This is a genomic window from Rhizobium sp. CNPSo 3670 (genome assembly GCF_057784555.1).
Window position 1 is genome coordinate 124820 of the sequence record NZ_JBXSOL010000009.1, and the last position, 12472, is coordinate 137291.

Below are 12472 nucleotides of genomic sequence, written 5' to 3' on the forward strand. Positions count from 1 at the left end.
TCTCAGGCCCGGGGCAGGCCAGCCGGCCTCAGATGTTTCCTCAGCGCTGCGATCCTGAAAATGGCGTTCGCGGCGCCATACCCGCGATAGCCGCGCCGCTCGACGATCTCGAAGAACAGACCCTCGCCATAGGTCGGGCTGTAGAGCTGGAAATACTCGCCATAATCATCGCGGTCGTAGAGGATGTTGTTGGCCTTAAGGCGATCGGCAAATTCGGCGTCGAGGCCGAAGCGGGCTTCGAGATCGTCATAATAGTTCGGCGAAATCGTAAGCGATATGAAACCGTTTGCGGCAAGGGCAGCGGCGGTGGCGAAGATGTCGTCGGTCCTGAAGGCGAGATGCTGGATGCCGGAGCCGAAAGTTTCGGCGATGAAGCGGCCGGCCAGCGTATTGCGGTTTTCCGCGCCGTTCATGGTGATACGCAAAGAACCTTCCCGATTTTCCACCACTTGGCTGCGGACGATGCCTGAGGGATCGACGATATCGACCATCGGCGTCTTCTCAGCCTCGAGGAGCGAGGTGTAGAACAGCAGCCAGGTCAGCAGCGCCTCGTATTTCATCGTCTGCGCCATATGATCGATCGATTGCAGTCCCGCCGGCTGCGGAGCGACATCATCCTCGATCGCATCGAATTCGATCTCCCAGATGCGGCCAAGCTCGGATTTGCGGTCAAGGAAATAGAGGACGCCGCCACCGACACCACGCACCGCCGGCATCTCGATCTCGCCGGCATCGAGCGATTGTTCGAAGCGTTCGGCGCCGAGCGCCATCGCGCGTTGCAAGGCCGCCTTGGCATCGTCGACCATAAGCCCGGCGGCGTAGGCCGAAGTGCCGTGCACGGCATAGGAGGCGCTGGCAAAACCTTTCCGCTCGGTATTGACGACGAGATTAATGGCACCCTGGCGGAAGACCGTTACCCGCTTGGTCTTGTGTTTGGCCGCCCTGCGGAAACCGAGGCTCGCAAACAGCGCTTCCAGTTCCGGCGCCTCGTCTTCATCGGCAGTGAACTCGATGAAGGCGATGCCCTCGACGACAGCGCGTGGCGGCATGGCGGGCACCGGCAGGGCGCTCTCCGGCTGCTGCCGCTTCACCTGGTCTCCGAGATAGATCAGCGAACGACGACCGTCGACAGCAATCGCGTTCGGCGAACCGCCGCGGAACTGGTCGTTGAAGATCTCCAGCGAGAGATAGCCGTCATAGCCGGTTGCCGCCACAGCCTTCATGAAATCAAGTACCGGCAAGTCGCCTTCACCAGGCATGTTGCGGAAGTGCCTGCTCCAATAGAGCAGGTCCATGTCGATCGCCGGCGCGTCGGCAAGCTGAATGATGAAGATCTTTTCCTTCGGGATCGACCGGATCGAGTTGACGTCGATCTTCCTCGACAGCGTGTGAAAGCTGTCGAGGATCAAGCCGACATTCGGATGATCGGCCCGCCGGACGATCTCCCAGGCGTCGCGGTGATCATGAATGTGGCGGCCCCAGGCAAGCGCTTCGTAGCCGACGCGCAGACCGCGTCTGGCGGCGCGCTCGCCGAGTTCATGAAAATCGGCCGCCGCCCGGTCCAGACCCCCGAGCGAAGCCGACGAAACATTCGAACAGACGAGGACGAGGTCGGTACCCATTTCCTGCATGAGGTCGAACTTGCGCTCGGCCCGATCGAAGGTGCGGCTGCGCAGCGGCTCGGGCATGCCTTCGAAATCGCGGAACGGCTGAAAGAGCGTGATCTCCATGCCGAGATCGTGCACGATCCGGCCGACCTCCTTCGGGCTTTCGTCGAAGATCAGGAAGTCGTTCTCGAATATCTCCACCCCGTCGAAGCCGGCCTTGGCGATCGCCTCCAGCTTGTCGCGGAGGTCGCCGCTCAGCGAAACAGTCGCAATCGATGTCTTCATCGCAGTGGTCCTTGCGGGTAGCGTTAAGTCGTCATGGTCTTGAAATGCGCGAGCATGCGACCGGCGTCAGGCTCCTTACCGGTGATCAGACGAAAGGCGCCAACCGCCTGAAAGACCGCCATGCCGCCGCCATCGAGCGTCCGGCAGCCACGCTGCCTCGCCTGCCACAATAGCTCGGTCTCCAGGGGGAAGTACACGATTTCGGCGACCCAATGCCGCCTTTCCAGAAGTTCGGGCGGAAGCGGCGTGCCGGGATATTTGGCCATGCCGGTCGGCGTCGCATGGATCAAGCCGGAAGCCGCCTTCATCGCGACAGCAAGATCGCTGCCGGCGGCGATCGACGCACTGGGAAAGAGCGCGGACATCGTTTCCGCCAGATCGATGGCACGCTCATGCTCGCGATCGAATATCGTCAGCCTCTTCAGGCCGAGCGTCAGGATCGCATAGGCGGTTGCGACACCCGCTCCGCCTGCTCCGAGCTGCACGGCCGAGGAAAGATCGGCTTGCGGTAGCCCGCGCCGGAAGCTTTCGGCGAAGCCCCACCAGTCTGTATTATGCCCAAAGCGCCTGCTGTCCTTGAGGACCACGGTGTTGACGGCGCCGAGCGCCCTGGCTTCCGGCGACAGCTCGTCGAGCAGGGCAATGACGAGCTGCTTGCAGGGATGGGTGATGTTGAGGCCGGCCAGACCACGCTCTTCGGCATCCGCGACCAGCCGCGAAAGATCGGCAGGCGAGGCATTCAGCTTGACGAGATCAATCAGCTCATAATCGTAGTCCAGCCCCTGGGCCGCACCTTCCTCCATATGCATGGCAGGCGTCAGCGAAGCCTGGATACCGGAGCCGATCAGCCCGGCCTTCAACGGTTTCAGCAGTGTCTCGGCCATACGTCAGTTCCGTTTCTCTCATGATGGTAAAGGCCCGCAGGATCGCTGCGGGCCCTGATTCGCTTACTTGCCGCGAACCGTGTCGAGCTCCTTGAAGAGCTGCGTGACGGTCTCCGCGCCGATCTGAGCGGTGAACTTGTCGATCAGCGGCTTGACGGCGTCGCGCATCTTCTGCGTTTCTTCCGGGCTGAGCTCGACGACTTCCATGCCGGTCTTCTTGATTTCCGCGATCGCGTTGGCATCCTTCTCCCTGGACACCTTGCGCTGATAGTCGCGGGCTTCCGTCGCCGCCGACTGGAAGACCGCCTTTTCCTCATCGTTCAGGCCATCCCAGAACTTCTTGCTGATGAGAACGATCTGCGGATTGTACTGGTGACGGGTGACCGTCATGTACTTCTGCACTTCGAAGAACTTGGCGTTGATGATGTTGGCGGCCGGGTTCTCCTGACCGTCGACGGTGCCGGTTTCGAGCGCGGTATAGAGTTCCGTATAGGGCAGCGGCACCGCATTGGCGCCGAGGCTGTTGAAGAGTTCGATCGGGATCGGCGACTGGATCGTGCGGATCTTCAGGCCCTTGATGTCCTCGAGCTTGGTGACGGGATGGCGGTTGTTGGTGAGATTGCGGAAGCCGAGTTCCCAATAGCCGAGACCGACGAGGCCGGTGTCGGGCAGTTGCTTCATCAGCTCGGTGCCGAAGGCGCCGTCCATCACCTTGTCGGCCTCTTCGCCGCTGTTGAAGAGGAAGGGCAGGTCGACAGCGCCGAACTGCTTGACGTTGCTGGCGAGAATTCCGGCGTTGAGCACCGTCATCTCGATCACGCCGCCCTGCAGCGCCGACACCGTCTGGACGTCGCCGCCGAGCACGCCGCCCGGAAACAGCTTGACCTCGATCTTGCCGCCGCTCTTTTCCTTCACCAGCTCGGCGAACTTCTCCATGCCCATGACCTGGGGATGGCCCTTATTGTTGGCGGCGGCGAATTTGAGGCTGTGCTCGCGGATTTCTGCCACGGCAGGGCCGCTTGCCAGAAGCGCAATCGGCAGAGCCAGTCCCAGCGCCAGTTTCGTCAATCTGTTCAGCATGTTTTCCTCCCAGGATAGAGCCGGCATCTCCCTCCGGCCGCGTTGAAATTCCATCGCCGTCAGCGGCGAAATCAGTGCCCGAACCAGGCGACCGGGGCGGTCACCAGCGCGGGGAAAAGGACGAGCAGAAAAAGAACGAGCAGTTCGGCGATCATGAAGGGGATGACGCCCTTCATCAGATCCTCCATCGAAAGCTTCGACACGCCGCAGATGACGTTGAGAACCGTGCCGACTGGCGGCGTTATCAGCCCGATCGAATTATTGATGATGAACAGCACGCCGAAATAGACAGGATCGATTCCCGCCTGCTTGATGATGGGCATCAGCACCGGCGTCATGACCAGGATCGTCGGCGTCATGTCCATGGCGGTACCGACGACGACGATCAGCACCATGACGGCAAGCAGCAGCAGTGTCTGATTGTCCATCAGCGGTTCGACGAGCGACGCGAGTTCGCCGGGTACGTCGGCGACGGTGATCAGCCAGGCCGAAACGGCAGCGCAGGCCACCAGGAACATCACCACCGAGGTGATTTTCGCAGCCGCGACGAAGACCTCGAACAGCCGCGACGGCGGCAGTTCGCGATAGACGACCATCGACACGAAGAGCGAATAGACCGCCGCAACGACGCCAGCTTCAGTTGGCGTGAACACGCCGAACTTCAGGCCGACGATGATGATGACGGGCAGCATCAGCGCCCAGATGCTCTCGGCGAATGCCTTCATCCGCACCGCGGCGCTTTGCTTCGGCGGCAGGGCGAACTGCTCCTTGCGCGCCACGATCAGCCAGGTAACGCAGAGGGCCGCTCCGATCATCAGGCCTGGGAAAATGCCGGCCAGGAACAGCTTGGTGATCGAGACTCCGCCGATGACGCCATAAAGGATGAAGCCGATCGAGGGCGGGATGATCGGGCCGATGATCGAGGCGGAAGCAAGCAGGCCGCCGGCGCGAGCCGGATCATGGCCCGATTTCAGCATCATTGGGAAGAGCAGGGCGCCAAGCGCGGCCGCATCGGCGACGGCCGATCCGGAAAGACTCGACAGCACACAGGCCGCGAAGATGGCGACGAAGCCGAGGCCGCCCCTGATATGGCCGACCAGCGCCATGGCGAGATTGACGATGCGGCGTGAAAGGCCGCCGGTATTCATCACCTCGCCGGCGAGAAGGAAAAAGGGCACGGCCATCAGCGGAAAGCTGTCGGCGCCGTTCAGCACGTTCTGCGCGACGATCTGCGCATCGAACATGCCGAGATACATCATCAGCGCCACACCTGTGATGATGAGGGCAAAGGCGATCGGAACGCCGAGCGCCATCGGACCGAGAAGGGCGCCGAGGAAGATCGTGACAGTCATGACGCGCTCCTCAGTGCTTCGGCTTGAGAACGGGGAAGGCCGTCTGCGCGGGATCTTCAAGTGCCGCCTGTTCCTCGCTGTCGCGCACAAGCCCGGCGGTCGTCACGTCGATGCGGTCTGTCACGATGGCAAAAGCGTCCCAGAGAAGGATGAAAAAGGCCGGTACGCCAAAGGCGAGCCCCGCGCCGTAGAAGACGCCCATCGAAATACCGGTCGCCGGGGCCGAGACGTGAAGATTGATCAGCGTCTGGGCCCAGCTGCCGCTGATCATCAGCCAGGTGGCGACCAGCATCATTCCATAGCCGAGGAGCACGGCGAGCTTGGCGAGAGGTTTCGGGAGGCGGATGATGAGGGAATCGACACCGAGATGGGCATGCTCACGCATCGCGACGACGGCGCCAAGGAAAGTCAGCCATATGAAAAAGATGCGCGACAATTCCTCCGAAGAGGTGATGCCCTGGTTGAAAGCGTAACGAAGCACGACATTGCCGAAAACCAGCACGACCATACCTGCCAGCAGCAGCGCGATCGTCACCTTCAGCGCAAAGAAATAGAAATCGATGATACGGGTCATTCGCTCCTCCCAAGCGTGGCCTTGCTCCTGCCGGCCTACCATCGTCAGACCGCCGAAAGCACGTCCGACCAAATATTGGCGTCGCGATCAATTCCTCCACTGTCCGCCCCTCTAAAATGTACTAACTAGTTCGTATGTCAAGCGGGCATCTATTGAAACATTCCTGCAACGTGAATAAGACTGGCGAAGACGGGAACGGAAGACACTTGCTTCGAGTGAAGCCGAAAGCCGGAATTCTATAAACACACCAATAGATTAGGAAGTGCGATAATCAGGTTCATGGCGGAACGGAGCGAAAACGGGCGGAAGAATGATCCACAGCAGACGAAGGAGGATATCCTGCTCGTCGCAACCGAGGAGTTCTCGACCCATGGGCTCGCTGGCGCCCGCGTCGACGCGATCGCCGAGAAGACGCGCACCTCGAAGCGTATGATCTACTATTATTTCGGCAGCAAGGAGGGGCTCTACCTTGCCGTGCTCGAACAGTCCTACCGCAAGATCCGCTCGCTTGAATCGGACCTGCATCTCTCCAATCTCGAGCCGGAAGAGGCGCTGCGGACGCTGATTTCAACGACCTTCGATCACGACGAGGCCAATCCCGATTTCGTCCGCCTCGTCAGCATCGAGAACATCCATCATGCCGCCCATATGCTTCGCTCCGAGGCGATCCGCGATCTCAACGTCTCCGTCATCGAAACCATTGCCGGCATATTGGAGCGCGGATTCGACCAGGGCGTCTTCCGGCGCAAGGCCGACCCGATCGACATCCATATGATGATCAGCGCCTTCTGCTTCTTTCGCGTCTCGAACCGCTACACCTTCGGCACGATCTTCCGGCGCAATCTCTCGGACGGCGAAACGATCGAACGCCATCGCGGAATGATCGCCGACGCCGTCGTCAGCTATCTGAAAAGCTGACGGCGCCCCCTTCAGCCCGCTGGGATAGCAAGGGTATCGCAATTTCGAACTCAGCGCCGGCGCCGGTCGTCGGCCGAAGGCGGATCGTGCCGCCGTGAGAGCCCAGCATGGCTTGGACAATTCCGAGGCCCATGCCGGTGCCGCCCTCTTCACGCCGGGTCGAGAAGAACGGCTGAAAAATACGATCGCGGTTTTCCTGGGAAATACCGCCGCCGTCGTCACGGACATGAATGAGGGCCGTTCGGGCATCGGACGACACGGTGAATTCAAGCAGCGCGGCGCCGTGCTGAAGAGCGTTGTCGGCAAGGTTGGCGAAGACGATATCGGCGGCCTCCTCTGGAAGCGCAATCAATGCCTCCGTATCTCCTGCTCCTAAGATATCAAGGGCAGGAAATCGCTGGCGCAATAAGGGAATGACGCTTGCAATGCTGCTTCCACCCCCGGTCATCGGCATTTCCGCCTGTGCAAGTTCCCTCAGCCGCTGCAGCAACGTATCGAGACGGATAGCGTCGGCGACGATGTTGTCCAGAAAGTGCAGGCGCTGCGCCTTCGTCATCGGCCTCTCGGCATCATCGTCACGCAACAACTCCGCCGCGCCCCGAATGGCAGTCAGCGGCGATTTCAATTCGTGGGACACATGTGCGGCAAAGGAGCGGACATATTCGGTGCGGTCGACCAGTTTTCCCGCGAGATCGAGGAAACTCTGCGACAACACGGCGATCTCCCGCGTCCCATAGCTTTCAAGCGGACGGATTGCTGCCTTGCCGCCGCGGGCGATCTCATCCGTCCGGGCGATCAGGGCGTCGATGGGACCGGTGATGGTGCGCGTCAGCACATAGGCGACGGCGAGCGTCAGCACGAGAACGACAACTAGGGCGATGATCTCCACCGGCTCCATTCGGTTCGCGCTCGCCTCCGTGGCGCGAAACCAGATGACGATCAAGACAGGCAGCGCCATCACGGTGAGAAGCACCGCATAGACGATCAGCGCCAGCGGCGGCCGCCATTTCACCCTGACCTTCGGCGCCGGCATCACGCCTTCCTCCCGATGTCGCCGCCGAGCTTGAAGCCGATGCCGTGAACCGTTGCGATGACGCCCGAGCCGCCGGCGGCAGCGAATTTGGCCCTGATGTTGCGGATATGGCTGTCGATCGTGCGATCGGCGACATAGGTGCCGGCGCCGTAGGCCGCCTCCATCAATTGCTCGCGGCTGAAGACCATACTGGGCCGTGACAGCAATGCGTCCAGGATGGCGAATTCGAGCGCCGTCATCGCAACAGCGCTCTTGCCGAACATAACGGTCCTGCCGGCGCGATCCAGGCTTAGCTCGCCGGCGACGAGCGTGGCGTGGCGCCTGTCAGGCCCCGCCTCATTGCCACTGCGCTTCAGGATCGCTTTCACCCGCGCCACGAGTTCACGCGGGCTAAAGGGCTTCGTTACATAGTCGTCCCCGCCGATTTCGAGGCCCAATATCCTGTCAATCTCCTCATCGCGCGCCGAAAGAAACAGGATCGGCAGTCCTGAAGTCGAGCGGATCTGACGGCAGACTTCCAGACCGTCCATACCGGGCATGCCGATATCGAGAATGATCAGATCGATATTGCCGCGGCGGAAGGCCGCCATCGCCTCGGTGCCGTTGCGCACTGCCATCGACGCCAGGTCGGCGCGTTCAAGGGCGAAACAGATCACATCGCGGATGTGAGGTTCGTCATCGACGACGAGAATGCGCGGCGCCATCACCAGTCCTGCGTTGGTTTGTCGTGCCTGTTGTTATCGTTCTCGTTCGATCTTGCAATGGTAGCAGCAGTCAGAAGATAGCTCTCCAGCCGTGCCGCTCGGAAGGTCCAGCTACGCCAACCGCGCGGCTGCAACTCCAGATCCTTCGCGAGATCGTAGCGGATCGATAGCGCCTCGTTCCTCTTGTCGACCACGTGGGCCGGCAGCACCCTGAGATAAAGATCGAGCGCCGGAATGACGGAAGGGCCGAGCGAGGAAAGGTAAAGCAGGTCGAGCGGCGGGCCTTCCTGGCTGGTTTCCCGGCTGTGAGCGACATTGAAGCGGGCGATGAATGCCGGGAAATCGATGAAAGCGCTGATGTAGAGAACCGTCACGAGGGAGGCGAGGTTGGCGGCGATCAGCCACTGGTTGGATCGGTTGAGCAGAATGCGCAGCAGGATGAGCACGAGACCGATGGCGACGAGCCCCATCCAGAGACCGGCGGCGACACGCAGTTCCGTCAGCGAATAAGCTTCGACGTAAAGTCCAAGGCGCAGCATCGATGACAAGCAGAGAAGGACGTTCTGAGCGATCCAGGCGTGGACAAGGCCGCGGATGAGCGGACTATAATCGCCGGGGCCGCCGCGTCGCATAGCAACGAGGACAAAGCCGGCGGCCAGAAGCGCCGTCGCAATCAGGGGATATGCGCCGCGATGTGCATATTCGGCATGGCTCATGTGATCCGGCAGATCCGCGCCGCCCCAGAGATAGACGAGATCGAGCAGTGTCTGCACCGCAAAGACGGCATTGAACAGGACGAGCGACCGCAGCAGCGACGCGTGGCCGAGTAGTGCATTTCTGGCGGGCACTATCATGAAGGCCCTGCTGGCCTGTGACCGCGCAATGCGACGCTTCAGGCGCGGCCGCAGCATCGCCCAAACCGCGATGGCGATCATCAACCAGAAGCCGATCCGCCAAAGATCGAGGAACTGCAGCAGAACACCAAAATCAATGCTCCGCAGCGCGATCTCGATAAGCGGGTTGGCAGCCGCAAAGAGAGACACGAAGACCGCTGCGAGAACGACAGGCATGATCCAGAGACCGATGCCCCGACGAACGCTGACGAGGGAGAGGCGTCTGCCCGGCGTCGCCACATATTTCTTGATACTTTCGATAAGTCGCAAAGGAATGACGAGAGCGAACCGAAGAATCACTGGCGGCAGAGCTGCTAGCCGACGAGGCATCAGCTTGGCGCTGACGAGAGCGACCGACATCAGCCCACCGACGCAAAAGGCAACGCCCATGAGTGAGGACGCTTCCAGCAGGGGCGCCGAAGCCAGGACCAGAAAGCCCACCAGCAGCGCCGCTTTCGCTGGCGACGGCGTTTTCCGAGACGCAAACAGAATGCCTGCGCAAACGGCGACCGCAAAGAGGAAAAGATTGATCCCGGGCGCGTGGCCAAAGATCAAAAAGTCGGCAAGCGCCACCAGCGCAAGCAACGTGGCGACCCGGCCGTTGCCACGCCTGATGGGCATCGGTTGTGTCAGGATGTCGGCTGTGTCCATTGGTGCTCCTCTCGCAGACGCCGATTTTCGATCACGATGAGCGTACTTCCCAAGCTTCCCTCGGCAGAGAGGCCCTCAGTCAGCCACCACCCGTCCTTGCGCAGGCGATCCGGCAAGGCTGGCGATGTGAGGCGTGGCGGGATGTCGTTTTTTCTCATGACGGCAAGATGCCGCGCCGGATTGCAGATTTTGTGCAGAGAGTGAGGAGCAATTCAGGAGATTGTCCGATCGAAAAGTCATCGAGGGTCGCTCCAGCTTGCAGCGACGGAGGGGAATTCACCAATCGCTCAGGAGCGCGACAACGAACGTCACCCGATCGGGCGACGCTTCTGCCGGTCCACGGAGATGGCGTCGAGATCGACTAGACTAAGGAAGCGGGGAATATCGCCGGTCGGCGAGCGCGGACCTCATCGGTATCGAGGCGCACGCCTGGCATTATGGAGCAATTCGCAGGCTGTCGCGAATGGTCCGAAGAGTTTGAGCAACAACGCTTGCTCCTCGACATCTATCCGATGGCGAGCGCAGAACTCGGTTACGGACCAGACTTTGGTCAGATCGTCCGATTCGATTTGCTTGGGTTCGATGTGTTCGGTCAAGGGCGTGTCCTCCGAACATCGAGACTACGCCCGCCTTCCTTTTATAAGAACTAGCTAAAAAGGGTTATGTCTGCCAACGCTGGCGTCAAGAGCGGCGCAACAAAGCCCGCCGATTGCGCGGCGGGCATCTTGTCTCGCTGATCTACTGCTGCGGATCAAACACCGACGCCGTCGGGATGAGCGTCCGTGCCAAGGATGTTGAGCGTCACCTTGGCAGTGTCCGTATGGCCTTCGCCGTCGGAGATCTTGTAGTAGCGCAGAACTTCCGTGTAGGTCTGGCCTGCATCCAGATCGGCCGTCAGATCGTAGGTGAAGGAGCCGTCGGCCTTGACGTGGAACGTACCGTAGGTGCCCTGAACATCAGTAACGGCGCCATTGTGGCTGTCTACCTGCTTGGTCAGGAACTGACGCAGGAACATCTTGCCGTTGTCGCCGGCAATGTCGTTGTCGAGAACGTTGCCGCCGATGGGGCTGCCTTCGGTGAAGCTGTAGACGTCGTCGACAGCAATCGGCTTGACCTGGGTGACGCCCTGAATGTTCAGGGTGAAAAGGCCAACGTCAGTGTGGCCGCTGCCGTCGGAGATCTTGTACGATACCTTCTCCTGGAGCAGTTCGCCGTTGGTGAAGCCGATCTTGGCAGCATCGCTCAGAACATAGGTATAGCTGCCGTCCGGCTTGACGAAGAACGTGCCATACTCACCCTGAATTTCGGTGACCTGACTCATGCCGCCCTTGGCGCCAACGCTGGCGCCATCAAAGGCGCGCAGAAACAGGTGGCCATTATCGGATGAATCGTTGGAAAGCAGATTTCCGGAAATTACGTCAGTTTCTTGAAATGTTGCACTATCATCAGTTGCGTGAATCGGCGAAGCCATTAGTTTCTCCTAAAATTGTATATCTATGGGGCCATTTGACCTTTGAGAGCGGCTTCTTTAACAACCTATTAATACTACAAGTCAACGGGTTATTTAACGAAAGGTTAAAATTCACCTATAACGTGTGGCGCCGCTTTATAAAACGACTATTACGTACGTCGCTTCAATCAAATTTGATGCAATTTGGAGCAATTTACACGCGGTAAACTTGAAGGAACTTCTGCGGCGACTAGGTAACGGCGGCGTTTTTCTGGTGCTGCTTATGGTGCCTGCACACCATTGCAATCCCTATCGCCGCCACCTATTTCTAGAGCCGAATCCGATCCCATCGGTCACTGAAGCAGTGCCCAATCGTCAACGGACGCAAAGGATCGGCGGTGTGCGTCAGCCGGCGCGCCACAGGCAACCCCAATAACGAACGATAGTGCAGGCTGCGGCCAGCAGAGGATTTCTATCGAACGACGAAACACAGCGACTGCGATTGCGGTCGCAGTTCGGCTGAAAGACGATCGACACATCATCCAACAAGGAGAATTCGACATGCAGGTACTCGTCAGAGACAACAATGTCGATCAGGCCCTTAGGGCCTTGAAGAAGAAAATGCAGCGCGAAGGGTTGTTCCGCGAAATGAAGGAACGGCGCGCTTATGAGAAACCGTCCGAACGCCGCGTCCGGGAAAAAGCGCAGGCGATCAGCCGGCAGCGAAAGGCTGCACGCAAGAAGATGCAGCGCGAAGGGCTGCTGGTCGGGCCCAATCGGACGGCCGCGCGTTAGAATCCTGCCCCGGTCTCAGCGGTGATATTTCCCGAAAGGATAGACAATGGACGAATTGAATAGCCTCACCGTTTCGGAGGAACGCCTCGAGGATTGCCTCGATGTCGTTGAGCCGGATTTGCAGGATCTGATTCAGCGGGCACTGACGTCGGGCTTTTCGCGAGAGGAAATCCTGATAGCAGTCAGCGAACTGGTCGCAGAAGACTTCGCGACGGTCATGGAAACCCCGAGCGTGCATTGAGGAAC

General features: G+C 60.0%; 13 protein-coding genes. 3 read left to right on the top strand and 10 right to left on the bottom strand.

The window, feature by feature from the left end:
* Positions 1 to 2 precede the first annotated feature (2 nt).
* The 5 genes from AC13QO_RS11800 to AC13QO_RS11820 all read right to left on the bottom strand — a co-directional run bounded on the left by AC13QO_RS11800 (position 3) and on the right by AC13QO_RS11820 (position 5782).
* Positions 3 to 1892: a bifunctional sugar phosphate isomerase/epimerase/4-hydroxyphenylpyruvate dioxygenase family protein gene (locus tag AC13QO_RS11800; protein WP_488540730.1), complete on the bottom strand. Its 1890-nt coding sequence runs from the start codon at positions 1890 to 1892 to the stop codon at positions 3 to 5.
* 23 nt (positions 1893 to 1915) lie between these two features.
* Positions 1916 to 2776 carry a shikimate dehydrogenase gene (locus AC13QO_RS11805; protein ID WP_488540731.1) on the bottom strand — a complete coding sequence of 287 codons (861 nt, stop codon included), beginning with the start codon at positions 2774 to 2776 and terminating at the stop codon, positions 1916 to 1918.
* Between the two features lie 63 nt (positions 2777 to 2839).
* A complete protein-coding gene (locus AC13QO_RS11810; RefSeq protein ID WP_488540732.1) occupies positions 2840 to 3856 on the bottom strand; it encodes a TRAP transporter substrate-binding protein in 1017 nt (338 codons plus the stop codon).
* A 71-nt stretch (positions 3857 to 3927) separates the two neighbouring features.
* The gene (locus tag AC13QO_RS11815) at positions 3928 to 5208 is read right to left on the bottom strand and encodes a TRAP transporter large permease subunit (protein ID WP_488540733.1); all 1281 of its coding nucleotides are present in this window, start codon (positions 5206 to 5208) and stop codon (positions 3928 to 3930) included.
* Positions 5209 to 5218: 10 nt separating this feature from the next.
* Positions 5219 to 5782, bottom strand: a complete 564-nt coding sequence (locus AC13QO_RS11820) for a TRAP transporter small permease (RefSeq protein WP_488540734.1) — start codon at positions 5780 to 5782, stop codon at positions 5219 to 5221.
* Between the two features lie 279 nt (positions 5783 to 6061).
* On the opposite strand from AC13QO_RS11820, the gene AC13QO_RS11825 reads away from it, so the two are divergent.
* Positions 6062 to 6700 (top strand): TetR/AcrR family transcriptional regulator, encoded by a 639-nt coding sequence (locus AC13QO_RS11825; RefSeq protein ID WP_488540735.1) that lies wholly within the window; start codon positions 6062 to 6064, stop codon positions 6698 to 6700.
* Here AC13QO_RS11825 and AC13QO_RS11830 read toward each other — a convergent pair.
* The 5 genes from AC13QO_RS11830 to rapA2 form a co-directional block, all read right to left on the bottom strand.
* Positions 6681 to 7733 carry a sensor histidine kinase gene (locus AC13QO_RS11830; RefSeq protein WP_488540736.1) on the bottom strand — a complete coding sequence of 351 codons (1053 nt, stop codon included), beginning with the start codon at positions 7731 to 7733 and terminating at the stop codon, positions 6681 to 6683. The genes AC13QO_RS11825 and AC13QO_RS11830 overlap by 20 nt on opposite strands.
* Positions 7733 to 8437 carry a response regulator gene (locus AC13QO_RS11835; protein ID WP_285193948.1) on the bottom strand — a complete coding sequence of 235 codons (705 nt, stop codon included), beginning with the start codon at positions 8435 to 8437 and terminating at the stop codon, positions 7733 to 7735. Before AC13QO_RS11835 ends, AC13QO_RS11830 begins: the two co-directional genes overlap by 1 nt.
* Positions 8437 to 9981 (bottom strand): DUF4153 domain-containing protein, encoded by a 1545-nt coding sequence (locus AC13QO_RS11840; protein WP_488540737.1) that lies wholly within the window; start codon positions 9979 to 9981, stop codon positions 8437 to 8439. Before AC13QO_RS11840 ends, AC13QO_RS11835 begins: the two co-directional genes overlap by 1 nt.
* Positions 9982 to 10388: 407 nt before the next feature.
* Positions 10389 to 10577 carry a hypothetical protein gene (locus AC13QO_RS11845; protein ID WP_488540738.1) on the bottom strand — a complete coding sequence of 63 codons (189 nt, stop codon included), beginning with the start codon at positions 10575 to 10577 and terminating at the stop codon, positions 10389 to 10391.
* A 155-nt stretch (positions 10578 to 10732) separates the two neighbouring features.
* Positions 10733 to 11452, bottom strand: a complete 720-nt coding sequence (gene rapA2 / locus AC13QO_RS11850; protein WP_488540739.1) for a calcium-binding lectin RapA2 — start codon at positions 11450 to 11452, stop codon at positions 10733 to 10735.
* Between the two features lie 540 nt (positions 11453 to 11992).
* On the opposite strand from rapA2, the gene rpsU reads away from it, so the two are divergent.
* Together rpsU and AC13QO_RS11860 are read left to right on the top strand one after the other, a co-directional pair.
* Positions 11993 to 12226, top strand: coding sequence for a 30S ribosomal protein S21 (rpsU, locus tag AC13QO_RS11855; protein WP_285193952.1), 234 nt, complete (start codon positions 11993 to 11995; stop codon positions 12224 to 12226).
* A 46-nt stretch (positions 12227 to 12272) separates the two neighbouring features.
* Positions 12273 to 12467 (top strand): hypothetical protein, encoded by a 195-nt coding sequence (locus AC13QO_RS11860; RefSeq protein ID WP_488540740.1) that lies wholly within the window; start codon positions 12273 to 12275, stop codon positions 12465 to 12467.
* Positions 12468 to 12472: the final 5 nt, after the last annotated feature.

Excerpts from the sequence above, each read along its gene's own strand:
- AC13QO_RS11815 (WP_488540733.1), bottom strand. The coding sequence starts at position 5,208 with ATGACTGTCACGATCTTCCTCGGCGCCCTTCTCGGTCCGATGGCGCTC.
- AC13QO_RS11805 (WP_488540731.1), bottom strand. The coding sequence starts at position 2,776 with ATGGCCGAGACACTGCTGAAACCGTTGAAGGCCGGGCTGATCGGCTCC.
- AC13QO_RS11825 (WP_488540735.1), top strand. The coding sequence starts at position 6,062 with ATGGCGGAACGGAGCGAAAACGGGCGGAAGAATGATCCACAGCAGACG.
- AC13QO_RS11835 (WP_285193948.1), bottom strand. The coding sequence starts at position 8,437 with ATGGCGCCGCGCATTCTCGTCGTCGATGACGAACCTCACATCCGCGAT.
- rapA2 (WP_488540739.1), bottom strand. The coding sequence starts at position 11,452 with ATGGCTTCGCCGATTCACGCAACTGATGATAGTGCAACATTTCAAGAA.
- AC13QO_RS11820 (WP_488540734.1), bottom strand. The coding sequence starts at position 5,782 with ATGACCCGTATCATCGATTTCTATTTCTTTGCGCTGAAGGTGACGATC.
- rpsU (WP_285193952.1), top strand. The coding sequence starts at position 11,993 with ATGCAGGTACTCGTCAGAGACAACAATGTCGATCAGGCCCTTAGGGCC.
- AC13QO_RS11840 (WP_488540737.1), bottom strand. The coding sequence starts at position 9,981 with ATGGACACAGCCGACATCCTGACACAACCGATGCCCATCAGGCGTGGC.
- AC13QO_RS11830 (WP_488540736.1), bottom strand. The coding sequence starts at position 7,733 with ATGCCGGCGCCGAAGGTCAGGGTGAAATGGCGGCCGCCGCTGGCGCTG.
- AC13QO_RS11800 (WP_488540730.1), bottom strand. The coding sequence starts at position 1,892 with ATGAAGACATCGATTGCGACTGTTTCGCTGAGCGGCGACCTCCGCGAC.
- AC13QO_RS11860 (WP_488540740.1), top strand. The coding sequence starts at position 12,273 with ATGGACGAATTGAATAGCCTCACCGTTTCGGAGGAACGCCTCGAGGAT.
- AC13QO_RS11810 (WP_488540732.1), bottom strand. The coding sequence starts at position 3,856 with ATGCTGAACAGATTGACGAAACTGGCGCTGGGACTGGCTCTGCCGATT.